Source organism: Pseudomonas sp. PVC-5-1 (genome assembly GCF_057444345.1).
In genome coordinates this window covers 5,251,074-5,274,234 of the sequence record NZ_CM172024.1, presented here as the reverse complement: position 1 = coordinate 5,274,234, position 23,161 = coordinate 5,251,074, and the positions used below count along the sequence as shown (strand labels likewise).

16 protein-coding genes and 1 riboswitch are annotated in these 23,161 nt (G+C 64.2%); of the genes, 8 read left to right on the top strand and 8 right to left on the bottom strand.

Annotation, left to right across the window (positions count from 1 at the left end; genetic code table 11):
* Positions 1-3: 3 nt before the first annotated feature.
* The 4 genes from AC2T3R_RS24070 (at position 4) to trhA (ending at position 8,286) form a co-directional block, all read left to right on the top strand.
* A complete protein-coding gene (locus AC2T3R_RS24070) occupies positions 4-2,058 on the top strand; it encodes a methyl-accepting chemotaxis protein (protein ID WP_015272079.1) in 2,055 nt (684 codons plus the stop codon).
* Between the two features lie 35 nt (positions 2,059-2,093).
* Positions 2,094-7,046 (top strand): hybrid sensor histidine kinase/response regulator, encoded by a 4,953-nt coding sequence (locus tag AC2T3R_RS24065; RefSeq protein ID WP_486744367.1) that lies wholly within the window; start codon positions 2,094-2,096, stop codon positions 7,044-7,046.
* A complete protein-coding gene (locus AC2T3R_RS24060; protein ID WP_015272077.1) occupies positions 7,039-7,512 on the top strand; it encodes a chemotaxis protein CheW in 474 nt (157 codons plus the stop codon). Before AC2T3R_RS24065 ends, AC2T3R_RS24060 begins: the two co-directional genes overlap by 8 nt.
* A gap of 156 nt (positions 7,513-7,668) precedes the next feature.
* Complete coding sequence (trhA, locus tag AC2T3R_RS24055; RefSeq protein WP_013974522.1) at positions 7,669-8,286, top strand: PAQR family membrane homeostasis protein TrhA; 618 nt, start codon at positions 7,669-7,671, stop codon at positions 8,284-8,286.
* On the opposite strand, the gene AC2T3R_RS24050 is transcribed toward trhA, so the two are convergent.
* A complete protein-coding gene (locus tag AC2T3R_RS24050; protein WP_013974521.1) occupies positions 8,287-9,006 on the bottom strand; it encodes a 16S rRNA (uracil(1498)-N(3))-methyltransferase in 720 nt (239 codons plus the stop codon).
* A gap of 147 nt (positions 9,007-9,153) precedes the next feature.
* Entirely contained in the window at positions 9,154-10,560 is a 1,407-nt protein-coding gene (locus tag AC2T3R_RS24045) for an adenosylmethionine--8-amino-7-oxononanoate transaminase (protein ID WP_054572175.1), read from the bottom strand.
* A 265-nt stretch (positions 10,561-10,825) separates the two neighbouring features.
* Here AC2T3R_RS24045 and AC2T3R_RS24040 point away from each other — a divergent pair, with 265 nt between their 5' ends.
* The 3 genes from AC2T3R_RS24040 to AC2T3R_RS24030 all read left to right on the top strand — a co-directional run bounded on the left by AC2T3R_RS24040 (position 10,826) and on the right by AC2T3R_RS24030 (position 14,117).
* Positions 10,826-12,679, top strand: a complete 1,854-nt coding sequence (locus AC2T3R_RS24040) for a flavin monoamine oxidase family protein (protein WP_486744365.1) — start codon at positions 10,826-10,828, stop codon at positions 12,677-12,679.
* Positions 12,680-12,952: 273 nt separating this feature from the next.
* Positions 12,953-13,504: a cytochrome b gene (locus tag AC2T3R_RS24035; RefSeq protein ID WP_410951886.1), complete on the top strand. Its 552-nt coding sequence runs from the start codon at positions 12,953-12,955 to the stop codon at positions 13,502-13,504.
* A 34-nt stretch (positions 13,505-13,538) separates the two neighbouring features.
* The gene (locus AC2T3R_RS24030) at positions 13,539-14,117 is read left to right on the top strand and encodes a YceI family protein (RefSeq protein ID WP_013974517.1); all 579 of its coding nucleotides are present in this window, start codon (positions 13,539-13,541) and stop codon (positions 14,115-14,117) included.
* 139 nt (positions 14,118-14,256) lie between these two features.
* Here the strand turns inward: AC2T3R_RS24030 and rhlE2 are convergent, their stop codons facing one another.
* The 5 genes from rhlE2 to ahcY all read right to left on the bottom strand — a co-directional run bounded on the left by rhlE2 (position 14,257) and on the right by ahcY (position 20,908).
* Entirely contained in the window at positions 14,257-16,143 is a 1,887-nt protein-coding gene (rhlE2, locus tag AC2T3R_RS24025; protein WP_486744364.1) for an RNA helicase RhlE2, read from the bottom strand.
* A 219-nt stretch (positions 16,144-16,362) separates the two neighbouring features.
* Positions 16,363-17,151, bottom strand: coding sequence for a substrate-binding periplasmic protein (locus AC2T3R_RS24020; RefSeq protein WP_410951884.1), 789 nt, complete (start codon positions 17,149-17,151; stop codon positions 16,363-16,365).
* 166 nt (positions 17,152-17,317) lie between these two features.
* Positions 17,318-18,394: a hypothetical protein gene (locus tag AC2T3R_RS24015; RefSeq protein WP_486744363.1), complete on the bottom strand. Its 1,077-nt coding sequence runs from the start codon at positions 18,392-18,394 to the stop codon at positions 17,318-17,320.
* Positions 18,395-18,486: 92 nt separating this feature from the next.
* Entirely contained in the window at positions 18,487-19,332 is an 846-nt protein-coding gene (gene metF, locus AC2T3R_RS24010) for a methylenetetrahydrofolate reductase [NAD(P)H] (protein WP_410951882.1), read from the bottom strand.
* Positions 19,333-19,498: 166 nt separating this feature from the next.
* Complete coding sequence (ahcY, locus tag AC2T3R_RS24005) at positions 19,499-20,908, bottom strand: adenosylhomocysteinase (protein ID WP_013974512.1); 1,410 nt, start codon at positions 20,906-20,908, stop codon at positions 19,499-19,501.
* 20 nt (positions 20,909-20,928) lie between these two features.
* Positions 20,929-21,025, bottom strand: a riboswitch (S-adenosyl-L-homocysteine riboswitch).
* A 178-nt stretch (positions 21,026-21,203) separates the two neighbouring features.
* Between ahcY and AC2T3R_RS24000 the strand changes: the two genes are divergently transcribed.
* Complete coding sequence (locus AC2T3R_RS24000; RefSeq protein WP_003257757.1) at positions 21,204-21,605, top strand: acyl-CoA thioesterase; 402 nt, start codon at positions 21,204-21,206, stop codon at positions 21,603-21,605.
* A 116-nt stretch (positions 21,606-21,721) separates the two neighbouring features.
* Here the strand turns inward: AC2T3R_RS24000 and AC2T3R_RS23995 are convergent, their stop codons facing one another.
* The gene (locus AC2T3R_RS23995; RefSeq protein ID WP_013974511.1) at positions 21,722-22,957 is read right to left on the bottom strand and encodes a cation:proton antiporter; all 1,236 of its coding nucleotides are present in this window, start codon (positions 22,955-22,957) and stop codon (positions 21,722-21,724) included.
* Between the last annotated feature and the right edge of the window lie 204 nt (positions 22,958-23,161).

Sequence of the window (23,161 nt, the reverse complement as noted above, 5' to 3'; positions counted from 1 at the left end):
AACGTGAACAAGCCTGCCACCCCCGTCACCACCGTGACCCCACGTACCCGCAGCATCGCGCAGATCACCGTGCTGTTCCTGATCCTGATCCTGTCGATCATTCTGCTGTTCGCCAACTTTGCCTACCTGAACACCCAGTCCAACTACGACAAGCAGTACATCGGCCACGCCGGCGAACTGCGGGTGCTGTCGCAGCGCATCGCCAAGAACGCCACCGAAGCCGCCACCGGCAAGGCCCTGGCCTTCAAGCTGCTGTCGGACGCGCGCAACGATTTCGAACGGCGCTGGGGCTACCTGCGTGAAGGTGACAAGTCCACCGGCCTGCCACCTGCGCCGCCCATGGTGCGTGACGAGATGGAAGCGGTACGCCGCGACTGGGAAAACCTGCGCAAGAACACCGACACCATCCTGGCCAGCGAGCAGACCGTGCTGTCGCTGCACCAGGTGGCGGCGACCCTGGCCGAGACCGTGCCGCAATTGCAGGTGGAATACGAGAAAGTGGTCGAGATCCTGCTGCAGAGTGGCGCCCCGGCCAGCCAGGTGGCGGTGGCCCAGCGCCAGTTGCTGCTGGCCGAACGCATTCTCGGCTCGGTCAACACTGTGCTGGCCGGTGACGACGCCGCGGCCCAGGCGGCGGATGCCTTCGGCCGCGATGCCGGGCGCTTCGGCCAGGTGCTCGAGGGCATGCTCAGTGGCAACGCGGCGATTCAGGTGACCCGTGTCGAGGACGCCGATGCCCGTGCGCGCCTGGCTGAAATTGCAGAGCTGTTCCAGTTCGTTGCCGGCTCGGTGGATGAAATCCTCGAAACCTCGCCGGAACTGTTCCGCGTGCGCGAGGCTGCGGGCAACATCTTCAGCCTGTCGCAAACCCTGCTCGACGAGGCCTCGCACCTGGCCAACGGTTTCGAGAACCTGGCCGGCGGGCGCACGCTCGACACCGTCGGCGGCTATGTCCTGGGCCTTCTGGCGCTGGCTTCGATCATCCTCATCGGCCTGGTCATGGTACGCACCACCAACCGCCAGCTGCGTGAGACGGCGGAAAAGAACGAACGCAACCAGCAGGCGATCATGCGCCTGCTCGACGAAATCGAAGAGCTGGCTGACGGCGACCTGACCGTGACCGTATCGGTGACCGAAGACTTCACCGGCGCCATTGCCGACTCGATCAACTATTCCGTGGACCAATTGCGCGACCTGGTCGCCACCATCAACCACAGTGCCATGCAGGTCGCTGCCGCCGTGCAGGACACACAGAACACCGCACGCCAGCTGGCCAAGGCCTCGGAGCACCAGGCCGAGCAGATCAGCGAGGCTTCCGAGGCGGTTGGCGACATGGTCGAGTCGATCGACCGGGTTTCGGCGCATGCCTACGAGTCGGCCAAGGTGGCCGAGCGCTCGGTGGCGATCGCCAACAAGGGCAACGAGGTGGTGCACAACACCATCAACGGCATGGACAACATTCGCGAACAGATCCAGGACACCGCCAAACGGATCAAGCGCCTCGGTGAGTCCTCCCAGGAAATCGGCGATATCGTCAGCCTGATCGACGACATTGCCGACCAGACCAACATCCTCGCCCTCAACGCGGCGATCCAGGCCTCGCTGGCCGGCGAGGCCGGCCGTGGGTTCGCCGTGGTCGCCGACGAAGTGCAGCGCCTGGCCGAGCGCTCGTCATCGGCCACCCGGCAGATCGAAGCGCTGGTGCGCACCATCCAGGCCGACACCAACGAGGCGGTGATCTCCATGGAGCAGACTACCGCCGAGGTGGTGCGCGGTGCCCGCCTGGCCCAGGATGCCGGGGTGGCGCTGGCCGAGATCGAAGGCGTCTCGCAGAACCTCGCCGACCTTATCCACAGCATCTCCGATGCCGCCCAGCTGCAGACTTCGTCTGCCGGGCAGATCTCCCACACCATGGCGGTCATCCAGCAGATTACCGCGCAGACCTCCGCCGGCTCCGGCGCCACTGCCGACAGCATCCGCCACCTGGCACGCATGGCCAGCGAGATGCGCCGTTCGGTGTCCGGGTTCACCCTGCCACCACCAGCAGAACCCAAGTGAATAGCCCTACTGAAGAGCCGCGCCGAGGAATGCCCATGGCTGTAGCAGCTGTAAGCCCCGAGCGCCACGACACCGTGGCGCTGGCCTGGACCAAAGCCGCCATCCTCGACTGCCTGGGCCAGGCGCGCCAGGCGCTGGAGCGCTTTGCCGGCGAGCCTGGCGACCTGTCAATGCTGGCATTCGTGGTCGACAACCTGCACCAGGTGCACGGCTGCCTGCGCATGCTCGAACTGCGCGGTGCCACGCGCCTGGCTGAAGAACTGGAGCTGTTCGCCAAGGCCCTGGCCGATGGTCAGGTCAGCCCCCGCGGTGATTGCCTGGGCGCGTTGTTTCGCGGCCTGGAGCAACTGCCGTCGTATCTGGAGCGCCTGCGCGGCGCCCGCCACGACCTGCCACTGGTGATGCTGCCGCTGCTCAACCAACTGCGCGCCTGCCGTGGCGAGGAGCCGTTGGCCCAGGCCAGCCTGATCAGCGGCGCCACCCAACGCTTTGCCGGTGCCGACGACCTGGCCAACCTCGACCTGTCGCTGGGCAACTGGCGCGAGCAGCTGCAGGCAGGGGCTGGCCGCGATGCCCTGCGCTCGGTGGTGACCGCGCTGTGCGACGACCTGATGCGCATCAAGGAGCGCCTGGACCAGTTCGTGCGTGGCGATCGCCAGCACAGCGAGCAGCTCGATGCCCTGCTGGCACCGCTGCGCCACGTGGCCGACACCCTGGCGGTGCTTGGTTTCCAGCAGCCACGCCGGGTGATCATCGACCAGGTGCTGGCGCTGCAGGCCCTGGCCCAGGGCGAGCGGGCCGTGGACGACGCGGTGTTGATGGATGTAGCGGGGGCCCTGCTGTACGTGGAGGCCACGCTCAATGGCATGGTCGGCCCGCTGGAGGAAAACGGCCAGGGCGGCCTGCCTGGCTCGGACCTGGCCGAAATCCGCCAGCTGGTGTTGAATGAGTCGCTGAACGTGCTGCAGCAGGCCAAGGACCTGATCGGCGATTGCCTGGAATCCGGCTGGCCTCGGCAACGCCTGCAACCTTTGCCAGGGCTGTTGCAGCAGATTCGTGGTGCACTGGCGATGTTGATGCTGCCGACCGTGGCCGAGCTGTTTGCCGGTTGCGCCAGCTATGTGCAGCGGTGGCTGCAGCACCTGGAGGTGGAGCCGCCAGCCGATGAGCTGACGCACTTGGCCGAGGCCCTGAGCGCCGCCGAATGCTACCTGCAATGGCGGGTGGCGGACCCATTGGCGGATGGCCAGCCCTTCATCGACATGGCGCGCGCCAGCCTGGCGACACTGGGTGTGCACTGCGCGATGGTCGAGGCCACCGCAGGCCAGGATGGCAGCGCTGATGGCATCGATGACGAGCTGCGTGAAGTGTTTCTCGACGAGGCCGGTGAACTGCTGCCGGAAATCGAGCGCCACTGGTTGCGCTGGCGTGCCGACAACCAGCAGCGCGAGGCACTGGGAGAAGTACGCCGCGCCTTGCATACGCTCAAGGGCAGCGGCCGCATGGTGCATGCCGAGGCGGTGGCCGAGCTGGCCTGGGGCGCAGAACACCTGCTGAACCGGGTACTCGAGGGCCGCAGCGTGCTCAGCCCGGAAGGCGTGGTGGCCCTGCAGCAGGTATTCGTCTACCTGCCCGACCTGCTGGCCGACTTCGCCGCAGGCCAGTTGCCGCAACTGACGGAAATCGAGCAACTGGCCGGGCACCTGCATGCCCTCGCCGAAAACGATGCCCCGGTGGCGGCCGACATCGACGGCCTCGATCCGCAACTGCTCGACATTTTCCGCAGCGAGGCGCAGGGCCACCTGGCCAGCCTGGATGCTTTCCTGCAGGGCGCCGACGGCCACGATACGCAGGTCAGCGATGGCCTGCAGCGCGCCCTGCATACGCTCAAGGGCAGTGCCGCCATGGCCGGGGTGATGCCGGTCGCCGAACTGGCCACCGCCTTCGACCGCATGGCACGTGAATACAAGGGTCATCAATTGCCCCTGCAAATGGCCGAGATCGAATGGCTGGAAGCTGCGCGCTCGCTGTTCCACCTGGGCCTGGCGCAACTCGACAGCACGCCGCTGGCGGCCATCCCCGGTGCCGCGGAGCTGATCGAGCAGGTCGGCCAGGCGGTGGACGCGCACCTGGCCAGCTTGCATGACGACCCGCAGCATGCGCGGCGCAGCAAGCGCGACCCGCAGTTGATCGCCAGTTTCCTGGCCCAGGCCATGGATATCCTGCTGGATGCCGAGTCGTTGCTGTCGCGCTGGCAGGAACAGCCCGGCCAGCGCGATGCGCTGGACACCCTGCTCGACGAACTGACTACCCTGGGCCACGCCGCGCACCTGGCCGACCTGTGGCAGATGGATGACGTGTGCGAGGCCTTGCTCGACTTGTACGGCGCCGTGGAGGAGGGCAGCCTGCCCGCCGATGCACGGTTCTTCGCCCACGTGCAGCGGGCCCATGAAGCCCTGCTGGACATGCTCGACGAAGTGGCGGCCGGGCAGGACATCCCGCCAAGGCCAGAGCTGGTCGACAGCCTGCGCCACCTGCTGGGCCAGGCGCTGGCACCGGACGCCACTGGCCTGGTGGGCATCGACACGGTCACGCCGTTGCATCCGGACATGGACCTGGCCGATACCCTTGGCCTGGGGCCTGCGCACAACCCTTTGCTGCCGGCTGTGGCCGAGCCGCTGGTCGAAGAGCCGGAAAGCCCTGGCGAAGAGCTGCTGGAAGTGTTCCTCGAAGAAAGCTCGGACATCGTCGAGAGTGCCGCCGCAGCCCTGGCGCGCTGGCAGGCCGACCCGCGCAGCAGTGTCGAGGTGGACAACCTGATGCGCGACCTGCACACCCTGAAGGGCGTGGCGCGCATGGTCGAAATCGCGCCAATCGGCGACCTGGCCCACGAACTGGAGTTTCTCTACGAACTGCTGGCCGCAGGCCGTATGCCACCGAGCGCGCCACTGTTCGCCTTGCTGCAGAACTGCCATGACCGCCTGGCGCACATGCTCGATGCCGTGCGCCTGGGGCAACCGCTGCATGCCGCCACCGCGCTGATCGACTACATCCGCAACTTCAGCTTCTCGGCCCTGGCCGATAGCGCCGCCGGCCAGGGGCCGGTCGAAGCCGCAACCAGTGAGGCCCCGGCGGTGGCACCGGAGCGGGCACCGGGCGACATGGTCAAGGTCGATGCCGAGTTGCTCGACGATCTGGGCAACCTGGCCGGTGAGCACTCGATCATCCGTGGGCGCATCGAGCAGCAGGTCAACGATGCGCAGTTTACCCTCAATGAGATGGAAACCACCCTCGAGCGCATGCGCGATCAGTTGCTGCGGCTGGACATCGAGACCCAAGGGCGGATCTCCAGCCGGCAACAGTTCGAAGGCGATGCCTACGACGACTTCGACCCGCTGGAAATGGACCGCCACTCGCAACTGCAGCAGCTGTCGCGGGCCCTGTTCGAGTCTGCCTCGGACTTGCTCGACCTCAAGGAAACCCTGGCACAGCGCGCCCAGGAAGCCCACAGCCTGCTGCAGCAGCAAGCGCGGGTGAACAGCCAGTTGCAGGAAGGCCTGACCGCTACCCTGATGGTACCCTTCGAGCGCCTGGTGCCGCGCTTGCAGCGTGTGGTACGGCAGGTGGCCAGCGAGCTGGGCAAGCAGGTGGAGCTGGTGGTCGGCAATGCCGAGGGTGAACTCGACCGCAGCGTGCTCGAACGTATGGTGGCGCCGCTGGAGCACATGCTGCGCAACGCCGTCGACCATGGCCTGGAAAGCCGCGAAATGCGCCTGGCCGCGGGCAAGCCGGAGCAGGGCACCATTCACCTGAATCTGCTGCACGAAGGCGCGGATATCGTTATCGAAATGACCGACGACGGTGCCGGCGTGCCACTGGAAGCGGTGCGCCGCAAGGCCATCAAGCGCGGCCTGCTGGACCCGCAGGCGCAATTGAGCGATCACGAGATCCTTCAGTTCATTCTGCGCCCGGGCTTTTCCACTGCCGAGAAGATCACCCAGATTTCCGGGCGTGGCCTGGGCATGGACGTGGTGCACGAGGAGGTCAAGCAGCTGGGCGGCTCGATGAGTATCGAGTCGGCCCAGGGCAAGGGCGCGCGCTTCCTGATCCGCCTGCCGTTCACCGTGTCGGTCAACCGCGCGCTGATGGTGCACCTGGGTGAAGAGCAGTACGCCATTCCGTTGAACACTATCGAGGGCATCGTCCGCGTGCCGCCGGCCGAACTGGCGGCGTGCTACCAGCTGGACGCCCCACGCTATGTGTACGCCGGCCACGAATACGAGCTGCGCTACCTGGGTGAGCTGCTGCAGGGCATGCCGCGCCCGGCATTGCTCGGGCAGAGCGTGCCTCTGCCGGTGCTGCTGGTGCATTCCCAGGAGCAGTCGTTCGCCATCCAGGCCGATAGCCTGTCGCCCAGCCGCGAGATCGTGGTGAAGAGCCTGGGGCCGCAGTTTGCCGCAGTTGCCGGGTTGTCGGGGGCAACGCTGTTGGGCGATGGTCGGGTGGTACTGATTCTCGACCTGCTGGGCCAGTTGCGTGGCCAGCAGCGGCGCCTGGCGCGCCTGCCGGGTGGCGGTGCGGCTCGGCGCCAGGTGTTCGGCCCGGCGCCACGGCGGGCGTTGCTGGTAATGGTGGTGGACGATTCGGTGACTGTGCGCAAGGTCACCAGCCGCCTGTTGGAACGCCACGGCATGAGTGTGCTGACGGCCAAGGACGGGGTCGATGCAATGGCCCTGCTGGAAGAACACCGCCCCGATGTGTTGCTGCTGGACATCGAGATGCCGCGCATGGACGGCTTCGAGGTGGCCACACGTATCCGCCGTGATGAACGACTGAAAGACTTGCCGATCATAATGATTACTTCGCGCACCGGGCAGAAGCACCGCGACCGTGCCATGGCCATCGGCGTCAACGAATACCTGGGCAAGCCGTACCAGGAGTCGGTCCTGTTGCAGAGCATTGCCCACTGGAGCCAGACCCATGCTTGAACTGATCGCCGGCCAACGCAGCAGCCTGACCGGGCTTTTGCTGCCGTTGGGCGACCGTACCCTGGTGTTGCCCAACGTGGCGGTGGCGGAGTTGAGTGGCCAGCGCAACGTAGTGTGCCAACGCGGCGAGCCGGCCTGGCACCTGGGCTGGATCGACTGGCGCCAGCAGCGCCTGCCGCTGATCGGCTTCGAAGCCGCGTGCGGTGGCGAGACACCCTGCGGCGAGCGGGCACGCGTGGTGGTGCTCAATGCCTTGGGTGATACCGGCCTGCGCTACCTGGCGTTGTTGCTGCAGGACATACCGCGCTCCTGCAAGCTGGACAGCCAGCTGAACTACGTGGACGTGGCGCTGGGTCGCCTGGAACTGGCGGCAGTGCAGGTGGGCGAACAGGTAGCGCGGGTGCCGGACCTGGTCGGGCTGGAACGGCTGGTGCGTGACGCGGAACTGCAACCTGAGATTGGTTAGGATGTAAGGCACAGGGCCCTTTCGCGGGCACGCCCGCTCCCACAGGAAAATCATACACTTCAAGGCAAGTGGATACCTGTGGGAGCGGGCGTGCCCGCGAAGAGGCCATCAGCATCACAACAGGAACCCAGCCCACCTCAGGAGGTCTGTGTTTGCATGTACTACGGTGAACGCTTCAACGCCTGGACCCACCTGGTCGGTGCCGTCCTGGCCTGTATCGGTGCCATCTGGCTGATCGTGGTCGCGGGCCTGCAGGGCGACCCGTGGAAGATCGTCAGTTTCTCCATCTACGGCAGCACCTTGCTGTTGCTGTACAGCATTTCTACCCTGTACCACAGCACTCGCGGGCGGGCGAAGGTGATCATGCGCAAGCTCGATCACCTGTCGATCTATCTGCTGATAGCGGGCAGCTACACGCCGTTCTGCCTGGTCAGCCTGCGCGGGCCCTGGGGCTGGAGCCTGTTCGGGGTTGTCTGGGGGCTGGCGGTGATCGGCATGTTGCAGGAGATCAAGCCACGTTCCGAAGCGCGCATCCTGTCGATCATCATCTATGCGGTGATGGGCTGGATCGTGCTGGTGGCTGTCAAGCCATTGCTGCACTCGCTCGGCAGCGCCGGCTTTGCCTGGCTGGCTGCCGGCGGGGTGTTCTACACCGTCGGCATCATCTTCTTCGCCTTCGACAGCCGCTTCCGCCACTGGCATGGCATCTGGCACCTTTTCGTGATCGCCGGCAGCCTCATGCATTTCGTGGCGGTGTCGTTCTACGTGCGTTAGTTAAAAGTCACCCCACAGTTGCTGTGCCACCGACAGTGCCACCACCGGTGCGGTTTCGGTGCGCAGCACGCGTGGGCCGAGGCGTGCGGCGTGGAAACCGGCAGCCTTGGCCTGCTCGACCTCCGCTTCGCTCAGGCCGCCTTCGGGGCCGATCAGAAAGGCCAGGGTGGCCGGCTTGGCATGGCTGGTGAGCGGTTCGGCCACCGGGTGCAGGACCAGTTTCAGGTCGGCGTTGGCACTGTTCAGCCACTCGGCCAGGGTCACTGGCGGGTGGATGACCGGCAAGGTCGAGCGGCCGCATTGTTCGCAGGCGCTGATTGCCACCTGTCGCCAGTGGGCCAGGCGCTTGTCGGCGCGTTCGTCCTTCAGCCGCACTTCGCAGCGTTCGCTGACGATCGGGGTGATTTCGTTGGCGCCCAGCTCGGTGGCTTTCTGGATCGCCCAGTCCATGCGCTCGCCACGGGACAGGCCTTGGCCGAGGTGTACGTGCAGTGGTGAATCGGCCTGGCCGGCGAGGGCCTGGTCGAGGCTGACGCGCACGGTTTTCTTGCCCACTTCGAGCAACTGGCCGCGGTATTCCTGGCCACTGCCGTCGAACAGCTGCACGGCGTCGCCGGGGGCCATGCGCAGTACGCGGCCGATGTAGTGGGCCTGGGCTTCGGGCAGGTCATGCTCGCCAAGGCTCAGGGGGGCGTCGATGAAAAAGCGGGACAGTCTCATGGGTTTGCTCGGTAGAAGAGAGACGCAGACCCCCTGTGGGAGCGGGCGTGCCCGCGAACAAGGGCGAAGCCCTTGCCAGGCACCGCGGTGCCTGCTTCGCGGGCACGCCCGCTCCCACTGGGAAAGTGGTGTGGCCAACAGTCGGGCTTAGCCCGGGTCGCGGAAGTCGGGGTGGAAGTTGGCCGGTACGGCCACGCTGACGCTATCGCGGGTGGCAATGTCGATGCCTTCGCTGGCCACTTCTGCCAGGAAGTCGATCTGATCTGGCGTAATCACATACGGCGGCAGGAAGTACACCACGCTGCCCAGCGGGCGCAGCAGGGCGCCACGCGTCAGGGCATGCTCGAACACTTTCAGGCCACGACGCTCTTGCCACGGGTAGGCGACCTTGCCGGCCTTGTCCTGGACCATCTCGATGGCCAGTGCCATGCCGGTCTGGCGAATTTCGGCCACATGCGCGTGGTCGACCAGGTGCGCGGTGGCGCTGGCCATGCGTGTGGCCAGGGCCTTGTTGGCCTCGATCACGTTGTCCTGCTCGAAAATATCCAGGGTCGCCAGCGCCGCGGCGCAGGCCAGCGGGTTGCCGGTGTAGCTGTGCGAGTGGAGGAACGCGCGCAGGGTCGGGTAGTCGTCGTAGAACGCCTGGTACACCTTGTCGGTGGTCAGGCAGGCGGCCAGTGGCAGGTAACCGCCGGTCAGGGCCTTGGACAGGCACAGGAAGTCCGGGCGAATGCCGGCCTGTTCACAGGCGAACATGGTGCCGGTGCGGCCGAAGCCCACGGCGATTTCGTCGTGGATCAGGTGCACGTCGTAGCGGTCGCAGGCCTCGCGCAGCAGCTTGAGGTACACCGGGTGGTACATGCGCATACCGCCGGCACCCTGGATCAGCGGTTCGACGATCACCGCGCTGATCGAGGCGTGGTGCTCGGCCAGGGTCTGTTCCATGGCCTGGAACATGGTGCGCGAGTGCTCTTCCCAGCTCGTGCCTTCGGGGCGCAGGTAGCAGTCGGGGCTGGGCACCTTGAGGGTGTCGAGCAGCAGCGCCTTGTAGGTTTCGGTAAACAGCGGCACATCGCCGACCGACATGGCGGCGATGGTTTCGCCGTGGTAGCTGTTGGTCAGGGTGACGAAGCGCTTCTTGCCCGGCTTGCCGACGTTCTGCCAGTAGTGGAAGCTCATCTTCAGCGCCACTTCGATACACGACGAACCGTTGTCGGCATAGAACACCCGGTCGAGGCCGGCCGGGGTCATGGCTACAAGGCGCTCGGACAGCTCGATCACCGGCTGGTGGCTGAAACCGGCCAGGATCACGTGCTCCAGTTGGTCGACCTGGTCCTTGATGCGCTGGTTGATACGCGGGTTGGCGTGGCCAAACACGTTGACCCACCAGCTGCTCACCGCATCCAGGTATCGCTTGCCTTCGAAGTCTTCCAGCCACACGCCTTCGCCGCGCCTGATCGGGATCAGCGGCAGCTGCTCGTGGTCTTTCATCTGGGTGCAGGGGTGCCACAGGACCTTGAGGTCGCGTTGCATCCACTGATCATTGAGGCCCATGGGCACTTCTCCTGGCTTTGCGGCTTGGTTCGACCGCGTAAGCCTAAGCAATGCCGCAGGGCAGGACAACCGCCGCTGTTCATCGGGTTGCCAGCTACGCTTGCTACCGCGTGGAAACGCTGCAGGCAAAAATGTCAGTGGCGAAAAGGACTTGATGTCACTGCGCTGGCAGGGTCGGTAGACCTGACGTATTCTTAACGCATCTCTCCCGGGGCATTTCTGCCTCTCCACGTTTCTGTAACCCCCTGACTCGGAGTTCGCCGACATGGCTGCTGCTTGGGTGCGCCTGTGCGCGTTGGTATTGATTGGTGTGTCCAGCGGCGCCGCGCTGGCAAAGGACAAGACACCTTCGGCGATCGTCGTGGGTGGCGGCCTGGCGGGCCTGACGGCCGCCTACGAGCTGCAGAACAAAGGCTGGCAGGTGACGCTGCTGGAAGCCAAGCCGGGCATGGGCGGGCGCTCTGGCCTTGCTACCAGTGAGTGGATCGGCAACGCCAAGGCGCAGCCGGTGCTCAACCAGTACCTCGACCGTTTCAAACTTGAAACACTGCCGGCACCGGAGTTCGTGCGTACCCCCGGTTACCTGATTGACGGCGAGTATTTCAGTGCCACCGACCTGGCTACCAAGCAGCCGGCTACTGCCGATGCGCTCAAACGTTACGAGAAAACCCTCGATGACTTGGCCCGTTCGATCGAAGACCCGCTGAACCCGCAAGCCAACAGCACGCTGTTCGCCCTCGACCAGATCAACGTCTCCACCTGGCTGGACAAGCTGCAGCTGCCGACCACCGCCCGCCAGCTGGTCAACCAGCAGATCCGTACCCGCTACGATGAGCCATCGCGCCTGTCGCTGCTGTATTTTGCCCAGCAGAACCGCGTGTATCGCGGCGTCAGCGACCGTGACCTGCGTGCCGCGCGCCTGCCCGGCGGTAGCCCGGTGCTGGCCCAGGCGTTCGTCAAGCAACTGAAGACCATCAAGACCAGTTCGCCGGTGACCTCCATCGTCCAGGACAAGGACGGTGTCACGGTCAAGGTCGGCAGCGTCGGTTACCAGGCGGATTACCTGGTCATGGCTGTGCCCCTGCGCGCCCTGGCCAAGATCCAGATGACCCCGGGCCTGGACAGCCAGCACCTGGCGGCGTTGAAGGGTACCAACTATGGCTGGCGCGACCAGCTGATGCTCAAGTTCAAGAAGCCGGTGTGGGAAAGCCGGGCGCGCATGTCGGGCGAAATCTTCAGTAACGCAGGCTTGGGCATGCTGTGGATCGAACCCGCGCTCAAGGGTGGCGCCAACGTGGTGATCAACCTGTCCGGCGACAACGCCCGCCTGCTGCAGGCGTTCGGCGACAAGCAGATGGTCGATCAGGTGCTGATCCGCCTGCATGCGTTCTACCCACAGGCCCGTGGCTCGTTCACCGGTTACGAGGTCAAGCGCTACAGCACCGACGCTGGTACCGGCGGCGCCTACCTGGCCTATGGTCCGGGTCAGATCAGCAAGTACTGGCGCCTGTGGGAGCGCCCGGTGCAGCGCATCACCTTTGCCGGTGAGCATACCGACGCCCTCTACCCAGGCACCCTGGAAGGCGCCCTGCGCAGTGGCCAGCGCGCGGCCAGCCAGGTGCAGGACCTGCTGGCCGGCAAGTCGTTCGACCCGGCCAAGGCGGCACCAGTGGCGGCGGCGGCAGCTGCAGGCGCCGTGGCGGCCAAGGAGAGCAAGGGCGGGTTCTTCTCCAACATGTTCGGTGGTTCTTCCGACAAGGGCGACAAGGCTGACAAGGCCCCGGTCAAGGCCGAGCCGAAGCCGGTCGATGAGGCCAAGCAGGATAAGCCGGGCTTCTTCAAGCGCCTGTTTGGCGGGGCGGACAAGCCTGAGGTGAAGGCCGAGCCGATTGCCAAGGCCGAGGAAGTGGCACCTGCCCCAGCCCCAGCCCCGCAAACAGCGCCGGCCCCGGTTGCGCCAGCGCCTGTGGTCAAGGAAGCAGCGGCCAAGCCTGCTGCGTCCAAGGCTACGCCTGCCAAGCGCGCACCGGCGCACAAGCCAGCCCAGACCAAAAAGGCGACTGCCAAGTCCGAACCGGCCAAGAAAGCTGTGGCCAATACTCAGGCCAAAGCGGGTTGATTTGTTGACTTTGCTGGCCCTATCGCCGGCAAGCCAGCTCCCACAGGATCATCATAGGTTCGAAGGCCTGTGCAATACCTGTGGGAGCTGGCTTGCCGGCGATAGGGCCGGCACTGGCAACCGCTGATTACCCAACTATCGTTAATGTTTCCTTAATGGGAAGCTTACAGAATACATATCGTATTTATCGATAATCCAAAGCAGTTTTTTACGCTTTTATTCGATGCGTTACGCGTTAGTCTGTGTACAGCTTTCACGGGGAAACACGTCAACATGCAACTGCGCAATTCACCTTCTCGCTACGGCGTGGTCAGCATCGTCCTGCACTGGGGCGTGGCTCTGGCAGTCTTCGGCCTGTTCGGCCTGGGCCTGTGGATGGTCGGCCTCGACTACTACAGCCCTTGGCGCAAGGCCGGCCCGGACCTGCACAAAAGCATTGGCCTGGTGCTGCTGGCGGTGATGCTGCTGCGGGTGCTCTGGCGCTTCATCAGCCCGCCACCACCGGCACCAGGCAGCCACGGCGCATTCACCCGTCTGGCAGCCAAGTTGGGCCACCTGGCCCTGTACGTTGGGTTGTTCGCGGTAATGATCGCCGGTTACCTGATTTCCACCGCCGACGGTGTCGGCATTCCGGTGTTTGGCCTGTTCGAAGTGCCGGCACTGGTCAGCGACCTGCCCGACCAGGCAGACCTGGCAGGCGTGATCCATCTTTGGCTGGCCTGGGGCTTGGTGATTTTTGCCGTGCTGCATGGCTTGGCAGCGCTCAAGCACCATTTCATCGACCGTGACGCGACCCTGACCCGCATGCTGGGCCGCAAAGCTTGACTCTCAACCTCAATTGCAAAGGAAGGAAGTAAGGATGTTGAAAAAGACTTTTGCCGCTCTGGCGCTCGGTACCGCTCTGCTCTCCGCCGGCCAGGCCATGGCTGCCGAGTACAAGATCGACAAGGAAGGCCAGCACGCGTTCGTTGACTGGAAGATCAGCCACCTGGGCTACAGCTTCATTCACGGTACCTTCAAGGACTTCGACGGCAACTTCACCTGGGACAGCGCCAAGCCTGAAGCCAGCAAGATCAACGTCGACCTGAAAACCGCCAGCCTGTGGTCGAACCACGCCGAGCGTGACAAGCACATTGCCAGCGCCGACTTCCTCGACGTGAAGAAGTATCCCGAAGCCAAGTTCGTCTCCACCAGCGTCAAGCCGACTGGCGACAAGACTGCTGACGTGACTGGCGACCTGACCATGCACGGTGTGACCAAGCCGGTCACCTTCAAGGCCACTTTCAACGGTGAAGGCAAGGACCCATGGGGCGGCGAGCGCGCTGGTTTCAACGCTACCACCACGCTGAACCTGAACGACTTCGGCATCAAGGGCCCGGGCGCTACCTCGCAGACCCTGGACCTGGATATCAGTGTTGAAGGTGTGAAGCAGAAGTAATTCTTACCTGCTGAAAACTGAGGGGGCCGCTTTGCGGCCCTATCGCGACACAAGGCCGCTCCTACAGGGATTTACGTAACCCTGTAGGAGCGGCCTTGTGTCGCGATAGGGCTGCGAAGCAGCCCCCTCGGTGCTTCTGTCAGCCCTTGCGGGTCAGCAGCGCCGGGCGCTCACCGCGCGGGCGGCTCGGCAGGTCATCCAGCTGCTCTGGCGTCGGGTAACGGTCGAGCTTGGACTCCTTGCGGATGATCACTGGCTGTTTTTCCGGCTGGCGCGGGTTGCGCACGGCCGGCTCTTGCCGTGCAGCATCGTCACGGGCCGGGCGACCACGGCCGCCACCATCACGACGGGCGCCGCCACCATTATTGGCGCGGGGCGGACGTTTCTCGCCGCCACCGCTGCTGCGCGGCTGGCCGCTATTGCGACCCTGGCCACCGGCGTTGCTGCGCTGGCCATTACCCTGGCCCTGACCTTGGCCGGCATTGCCACCCGGGCGGCGATTGCGGCCCTGGTTCTTGCCCTGGTACGGGCTGACATAGTCGGCACGGTTGCCGAAGTTGTCGATATCGTCGTCCAGGAACTCTTCCGGATCACGGTCGACAGGCACTTTCGGCGCACTGCTGTTGCTGGCCTGCTGTTGCTGCTGGCGTGGCTTCTTGTCACGCGGCTTGCGTTGCTGTTGTTGCTTGTCGCCGCTCTTTTCCTTGTCGGCCGGCTTGTCCGCAGCCTGTTGCTTGGCCTTGCCTTTATCCTTGCCCTTGTCCTTGCGGCCGCCGTTGGCGTCTTTGCCGCCGTCGCCGCGGGCCTGCTGGTTACGGCCACCACGGCCATTGTTCTGCTGGCGTTCGCGTACTTCAGGCTTTTCTGCTTCAACCTGGCTGGCGTCGAAACCCATCAGGTCGCCGTCCGGGATCTTCTGCTTGGTTACCCGCTCGATGCTCTTGAGCAGTTTCTCTTCATCCGGCGCGACCATGGAAATGGCCTCGCCCGAACGCCCGGCACGGCCGGTACGGCCGATACGGTGGACGTAGTCTTCCTCTACGTTCGGCAGCTCGAAGTTGACCACGTGCGGCAGCTGGTCGATGTCCAGGCCACGGGCGGCGATGTCGGTGGCGACCAGTACGCGCACGCTGTTGGCCTTGAAGTCGGCCAAGGCCTTGGTGCGGGCGTTCTGGCTCTTGTTGCCATGAATTGCGGCGGCGGTCAGGCCGTGCTTTTCCAGGTACTCGGCCAGGCGGTTGGCGCCGTGCTTGGTGCGGGTGAACACCAGTACCTGTTCCCAGGCACCCTGGGTGATCAGGTGCGCCAGCAGCGCGCGCTTGTGGCTGGCGGGCAGGCGGTAGACGCGCTGCTCGATACGCTCGACGGTAGTGTTCGGCGGGGTGACCTCGATACGCTCCGGGTTGTGCAGGAGCTTGTCGGCGAGGTCAGTGATGTCCTTGGAGAAGGTGGCCGAGAACAACAGGTTCTGGCGCTTGGCTGGCAGGCGAGCGAGGACCTTCTTGACGTCATGGATGAAGCCCATGTCGAGCATGCGGTCGGCTTCGTCCAGCACCAGGATTTCCACGTGGGCCAGGTCAACCTTGCCTTGGCCGGCCAGGTCGAGCAGGCGGCCCGGGCAGGCGACCAGCACGTCCACACCCTTGGCAATGGCCTGGATCTGCGGGTTCATGCCGACGCCGCCGAAAATGCAGGCGCTGACCAGTGGCAGATCACGGGCATAGACCTTGAAGCTGTCATGCACCTGGGCTGCCAGTTCGCGGGTCGGGGTCAGGACCAGCACGCGAGGTTGGCGCGGGCCATGGCGCTGCGACTTGTCGGGGTGGCCGGCCGGGAACAGGCGCTCGAGGATCGGCAGGGCGAAACCGCCGGTTTTACCAGTACCTGTCTGTGCGGCGACCATCAGGTCGCGGCCTTGCAACACGGCGGGAATCGCCCGCTGTTGCACGGGGGTCGGCTGGGTATAGCCCGCAGCCTCGATAGCGCGGACAAGAGCCTCGGAGAGACCGAGGGAAGCAAAGGACATGGGCAATCCTGTTCTCGTGTGGGCTGGGCCCGTTTGGGATGTTCTGCCTGGCGCGACGGGCATCGGTGGGATGCGATCGCGTCCGGTCCAGCTGGGCTTTCACTGCACATCCGGGTAGCAGAGGGTGGACGCGAAAGTGCGTCGATGCCGATCGGGATGCCTGTTGCGAGGCCGAGCGTCCGGGCGTGAGCCGGGCGGGAAGGCCCGAGTATAACAGAGCTATCGCGCTGTGCTGCTTTCCTGCTGCTCAACGGCGTTGAGAATGTTTCCGATGTCGCCTGTGTAGCGGTTGTTGATTGCTGCATAGGCCGGTTCCAGCTTGAAGCGCCGCAGTTCCACGGCGAAGGCCTGGGCCAGTGCTTCCCGCCCCGGCTTGCGCGCCAGCGCCAGGTACTGGGGCTGGCGGCTGATCACCAAGGGCAGCTCCTCGACCTGCTTTTGGAGGCCCAGATGCCGCAGCAGGTAATGGCCGACCTTGCGGTCGGTGATTGCCAGGTCGATGCGGCCCAGCATCAGCTTGCCGAAGTTGGCTTCATGGGTAGGTGCAGCTTCGCGCCGGAAATGTACGGCTTCGTTGAAAGCGGCACCATAGGCGTAGCCGGGTGAGGTGCCGACGGTTAGGCCGGCAAGGTCATCGAGAGTCTTGACGGCATGGCGTCGAGTGCGGGCCTGGAACAGGACGAACTCTACCTCCGACATGGGCTCGGGGGCGTACACCAGGTAGTGCTGGCGCGACTCGTTCTGGAAGATATCCATGATGCCGTCGGCCAAGCCCTGCTCGATCATTGCCAGGCAGCGCTTCCACGGCAGGAACTCCCACTCCACCTCGACGCCAAGGCGCTCGAACACCCGGGTGGTGACTTCGTAGTCGATGCCGCGCGGTTGGCCGTCGTGCTGGTACGCATAAGGTGCCCAGTCGTCGGTCACCAGGCGCAGGCGCTCGCCCAAGGCCAGCGGGCTCAGGCAGGCGAGCAACAGGATCCAGAACAGACGGGCGACGTGTGGCATGGCCGGAGATTACGCGCTCGGCCTGTTCAAGGCCAGTGAGGATGATGTTCTCCTGTGCCGGCCTCTTCGCGGGTAAACCCGCTCCCACAGGATCTCTGCTGGCTTGCAGGCTCGCGATGTACTTGTGGGAGCGGGTTTACCCGCGAAGAGGCCGGCACAGGTTTACTCAAGTGTGGGATGACCTCAGCAGGTGCGCCTCGATATCCTTGCGCCGCTCGCCCAGCGACAGGCGCAACCCCGGGTGGCGCAGGCACTGGCGCAGTTGCTCGGGCTCCACGTGGCCATGGCGGGCGTTGAGGTTTTCCAGGGCCTTGTCCCACCAGGCCGGCGCGCAGGCGCGGTCGAACTCATTGGGGTAGGGGTAGCAGCCATACAGCAGTTCTCGGGCGAACTGGCGCTCGTGGCTTGGCAGGGTCATGCTCAGCGCCTTGTAACCCAGGCGTTGCAGGGCCGGCGGCCGTGGCAGCTGGTCATTGACCAGGGATACGTCGGCCAGCGCCGCCTGGCTCAGCGGGTCGTGGCCGTGCTTGCGCAGCCAGGCCTGGATCTTGGCGCGGAACTGCGCCTTTCGGCTCCAGTAGTGGTGGATGACATCTGTGCATTCGGCCAGCTCCAGCGTGCGGTAGGCTGCCACCGCCAGGCAGAACTCCTCGAGGGTATAAGCCTCGCGAGCCAGGGGGTGGAACTCGTCCATCATGGCGATGGAGCGGTCCAGGGTGCCGGCGTCTTCGGCGCTGAGGCCGATCACCCCCGAGTTGACCAGTGGCATCTGGCAATCGGCCAGGCCCCTGGACTCGAGGATGGCCAGCAGGTTCTTGTACAGCAGGCACTTCTGGTTGCTGCCGTAGCGCGCACCGATGGCATTGCACAGCAGGCGCCCTGGGGCCACCCGGGCAAACAGCTCCAGCGGCGATTTGCGGAAGAAGGTGTCGGTGTCGATCAGCACTGCCAGCGGGTGTTGCTGCAGCACCTGACGCAACAGCACATGCTTGCTGCGAAAGTGATAACCGTGAGGGGCGTTCCATGCCTGACGCGTGGCTTCGTCCAGCAGGTGTACGGTGACCGGCAGGCCGGCATAGGGCTGCGGGTTGTCGGTGTAGACCTGGATGTCCATGGCTTCGCTCGCTGCCGTGCCCAGATGGGCGAGGGCGCTGACGATGCTGAAGCAGGCCTCCTGATGGTAGGTTGCCGGGCCAAAAGCCAGGTAGACGAGCTGTGGACGCGATGGCTGGAGGGGCTGCATGGCAGGCAAGACCTGTGTAACCGGAAAATGAATAAGGCTTTAGTCTATGACCAAAGCCTTAATCAAATCTTAAACAGATTTTGCAAAAAATTTCAGCGCGGCAGCTTCAGATTGTTCCAGATCGCCAGGCTCGGCTCGGCCTGGTTCAAGGTGTAGAAGTGCAGGCCCGGTGCTCCGCCTTGCAGCAGCTGTTCGCACATGCGGGTGATCACTTCTTCGCCGAATGCCTGGATGCTGGCGGTGTCGTCGGCATAGGCTTCCAGCTGCTTGCGGATCCAGCGCGGGATCTCGGCGCCACAGGCGTCGGAGAAACGCGCCAGCTTGCTGTAGTTGGTGATCGGCATGATGCCGGGTACCACCGGGATGTCCACGCCCAGCTTCTGCGCGCGCTCGACGAAGTAGAAGTAGCTGTCGGCGTTGAAGAAGTACTGGGTGATGGCGCTGTCGGCACCGGCCTTGACCTTGTGCACGAAGTTGGCCAGGTCAGCCTCGAAGTTGCGGGCCTGGGGGTGCATCTCCGGGTAGGCGGCCACTTCCAGGTGGAAGTGATCGGCAGTTTCCTGGCGAATGAATTCGACCAGGTCGCTGGCGTAGCGCAGTTCGCCACTGGCCATGCCCATACCCGATGGCAGGTCGCCACGCAGGGCGACGATGCGCTTGATGCCTGCAGCCTTGTATTCGGCCAGCAGGGCATGCAGTTCGGCCTTGGTGTCGCCTACGCACGACAGGTGCGGTGCGGCAGGTACCTTCACTTCGCTTTCCAGCTGCAGCACGGTGTTCAGCGTGCGGTCGCGGGTCGAGCCACCGGCACCGTAGGTGCAGGAGAAGAAGTCCGGGTTGTAGGCGGCCAGCTGGCGGGCGACGCCCATCAGCTTTTCGTGACCGGCATCGGTCTTGGTCGGGAAGAACTCGAAACTGTAACGGCGTTCCTGGGACATCAGGCGTTCCTCTGGCAGCAAGCTTCAAGCGGCAGGCTGCAAGTAAAAGCCAGATCGGTTATGGCCGGCCTGGCTTGGGCATCGTTCAAGATCCGTGATGCTTGAGCTGCAAGCGGCAACGGCATGGTCTGCCTTTGATTGCCGCTTGAAGCTTCAAGCTGGCCGCTTAGTAGCGGTATGCGTGTGGCTTGAACGGGCCTTCGACGGTCACACCAATGTAGTCGGCCTGCTGCTTGGTCAGCTGGGTGACCACGCCACCGAAGCCGCGGACCATTTCCAGGGCCACTTCTTCGTCGAGCTTCTTCGGCAGTACTTCGACAGTCAGGCGCTCGGCTTTCTTCTCGGGCGACAGGTCGGCGAACTTCTGCTCGAACAGGAAGATCTGCGCCAGTACCTGGTTGGCGAAGGAACCGTCCATGATGCGGCTTGGGTGGCCAGTGGCGTTACCCAGGTTTACCAGGCGGCCTTCGGCCAGCAGGATCAGGTAGTCGTCGTTCTGCGGGTCGAAGCTGCCAGCGCCGGTGCGGTGGATCTTGTGCACCTGCGGCTTGACCTCTTCCCAGGCCCAGTTCTTGCGCATGAAGGCGGTGTCGATCTCGTTGTCGAAGTGGCCGATGTTGCACACCACGGCACGCTTCTTCAGCGCCTTGAGCATGTTGGCGTCGCAGACGTTGACGTTACCGGTGGTGGTCACGATCAGGTCGATCTTGCCCAGCAGGGCCTTGTCGATGCTGGCTTCGGTACCGTTGTTGATACCGTCGATGAACGGCGAAACCACTTCGAAACCGTCCATGCAGGCCTGCATGGCGCAGATCGGGTCAACTTCGGTGACCTTGACGATCATGCCTTCCTGACGCAGGGATTGGGCCGAGCCCTTGCCCACGTCACCGTAGCCGATCACCAGGGCCTGCTTGCCCGACAGCAGGTGGTCGGTACCACGCTTGATGGCGTCGTTCAGGCTGTGACGGCAGCCGTACTTGTTGTCGTTCTTGCTCTTGGTAACCGAGTCGTTGACGTTGATCGCCGGGACTTTCAGCTCGCCCTTGGCCAGCATGTCCAGCAGGCGGTGCACGCCGGTGGTGGTCTCTTCGGTCACACCGTGCACGCGCTCCAGCACTTGCGGGTATTTCTTGTGCAGCAGCTCGGTCAGGTCGCCACCGTCGTCGAGGACCATATTGGCGTCCCATGGCTGGCCATCCTTGAGGATGGTCTGCTCCAGGCACCACTCGTACTCCTGTTCGGTTTCACCTTTCCAGGCGAAAACCGGGATACCGGCGGCGGCGATGGACGCGGCGGCCTGGTCCTGGGTGGAGAAGATGTTGCAGGACGACCAGCGCACTTCGGCACCCAGCGCAACCAGGGTTTCGATCAGCACGGCGGTCTGGATGGTCATGTGGATGCAGCCCAGGATCTTCGCACCCTTGAGCGGTTGCTCGGCCAGGTACTTGCGACGCAGGCCCATCAGTGCAGGCATTTCCGATTCGGCGATGATGGTTTCGCGACGCCCCCAGGCGGCCAGGGAGATGTCGGCGACTTTGTAATCGGTAAAACCAGCAGGCATGTTTGCAGCGCTCATGAGAGCCTCCATTCGTAGTGTGCGAATGGGCGCCGTTGTGCGTTAAGCGCTCGCGAGAGCGAGCAACGCCCCATCCGAGCCTGACAGGCCTAGCCTGCTGCAGCGCCCCTCGGACGGGTGGCGGGCATGGCGCCGCTGTGGGCGGCCATGTGAAGCGGCGAAGATTATAGCCGCGCCCGTCGGCTTGCCCAAGGTTTTCTGTCGATTAATCGCGACGATAGTCGATGTTCAATGGAGCGACAGCGGCCGCTCTGCCATCATTGCTGCACGTTAGCCAAGCAGGTCAGGAGTACAGATGAACTTTCATACCCGCAAGTGGGTTAAACCCGAAGACCTCAACCCAAATGGCACTTTGTTCGGTGGCAGCCTGTTGCGCTGGATCGACGAAGAGGCTGCGATCTACGCCATCGTCCAGTTGGGCAACCAGCGTGTGGTGACCAAGTACATATCGGAAATCAACTTCGTCAGTGCCTCGCGTCAGGGCGACATCATCGAGCTGGGCATCACTGCCACCGAGTTCGGCCGTACCTCGATCACCCTCAAGTGCGAAGTGCGCAACAAGATCACCCGCAAGGCCATCCTCACGGTCGACAAGATGGTCTTCGTCAACCTTGGCGAGGATGGGTTGCCGGCGGCGCATGGGCGGACCGAGATCAAGTACATCCAGGACCAGTTCCCGGATTCGGCAGTGGAATGAACATTCTGGGGCTGCTTTGCAGCCCATCGCGACACAAGGCCGCTCCTACAGGGGAATGCAATCTCCTGTAGGAGCGGCCTTGTGTCGCGAAAGGGCCGCAAAGCGGCCCTGCATTCTCAAGGCTGAGCGCTCACCTTGCGCACCACCCGCCCGATGCTCAACCCCTGCACCAGGATCGACGACAGCACCACGATGTAGGTGATCGACAGCAGCAGGTCACGTTCTTCGCCCAGTGGCAGCGACAGTGCCAGGGCAACCGACACCCCACCGCGCAAGCCACCCCAGGTCAGCACCCGTACCGTGCCCTTGGGCACCGGGCGCCAGCGCCGCAGCAGCACGATCGCCGGGGCCACGGTCAGCAACCTCGACAGTAGCACCGCCAGCGCCAGCACGCCGCCGGCTACCATGTGCATCCAGTTGAAAGGCAGCAGCAACAGCTCCAGGCCGATCAACGCGAACAGCAAGGCGTTGAGCATGTCGTCGATCAGCTCCCAGAAGCCGTCCATGTAGCGACGGGTCATGTCGTTCATCGCAAGGTTGCGCCCCAGGTTGCCGATTATCAGCCCGGCCACCACCATGGCGATCGGCGCCGAAACGTGCAGTTCGTAGCACATTGCCGAGCCGCCGATGACCAGCGCCAGGGTCAGCATCACTTCCACCTGGTATTGCTCGACGCTCTTGATCATGCGGTAGGTGGCATAGCCGATCAGGCCGCCGAACAGCACCCCGCCGATGGCCTCGCGGGCGAACAGGATCGCCGTGTCGGTCATGCTCGGCGTTTCGCCCAACTGGATGATGCCCAGCAACACGGTAAACACCACTACCGCGGTGCCGTCGTTGAACAGCGACTCGCCGACGATGGTGGTTTTCAGTGGTTTGGAGGCGTTGGCGGTACGTAGCGCGCCAAGCACGGCGATCGGGTCGGTGGGCGAGATCAGCGCACCGAACAGCAGGCAGTAGATCAGCGGCACTTGCCAGCCGAACAGGGCGAACACCCAGTGCGACAGGTAGCCGATGACGACGGTGGCAATCAGTACGCCGACGGTGGCCAGCAGGCCGATGGGCCAGCGGTAGCTGCGCAGGTCGGAAAGGTTCACGTGCAAGGCGCCGGCGAACAGCAGGAACGCCAGCATCCAGTGCATCAGCAGGTCATTGAAGTCGATCTGGTTCATCAGCCCTTCGACGCGCGCTTCCAGGCCAGGGAAGCCGATCAGGCTCAGGCCCTGCAGCATCAGGGAAAACAGCAGCGCCGTGACCATCACGCCGATGGCAGGGGGCAGGCCGATGAAACGGTAATTTACATAGGTGAGGAGGGTGGTGAGGCAGATAAACGCGGCAACTAGTTCAAGCATCCCGAATCCTGTAACAGTGGCTTCCAAGTCGTAACCCGAATGGCTCGGGCAGTTCTTTGATGACCTGGCGCGGGGTTCGGGACACAGGGTTTGACCGGATTCGTTTGAAACGTTCCCATCCAAGGGGGCTGCTACGCAGCCCTATCGCCGGCAAGCCAGCTCCCACATGTACTGCATCAACCTTGAAAGCGACGCGGTCGAGGT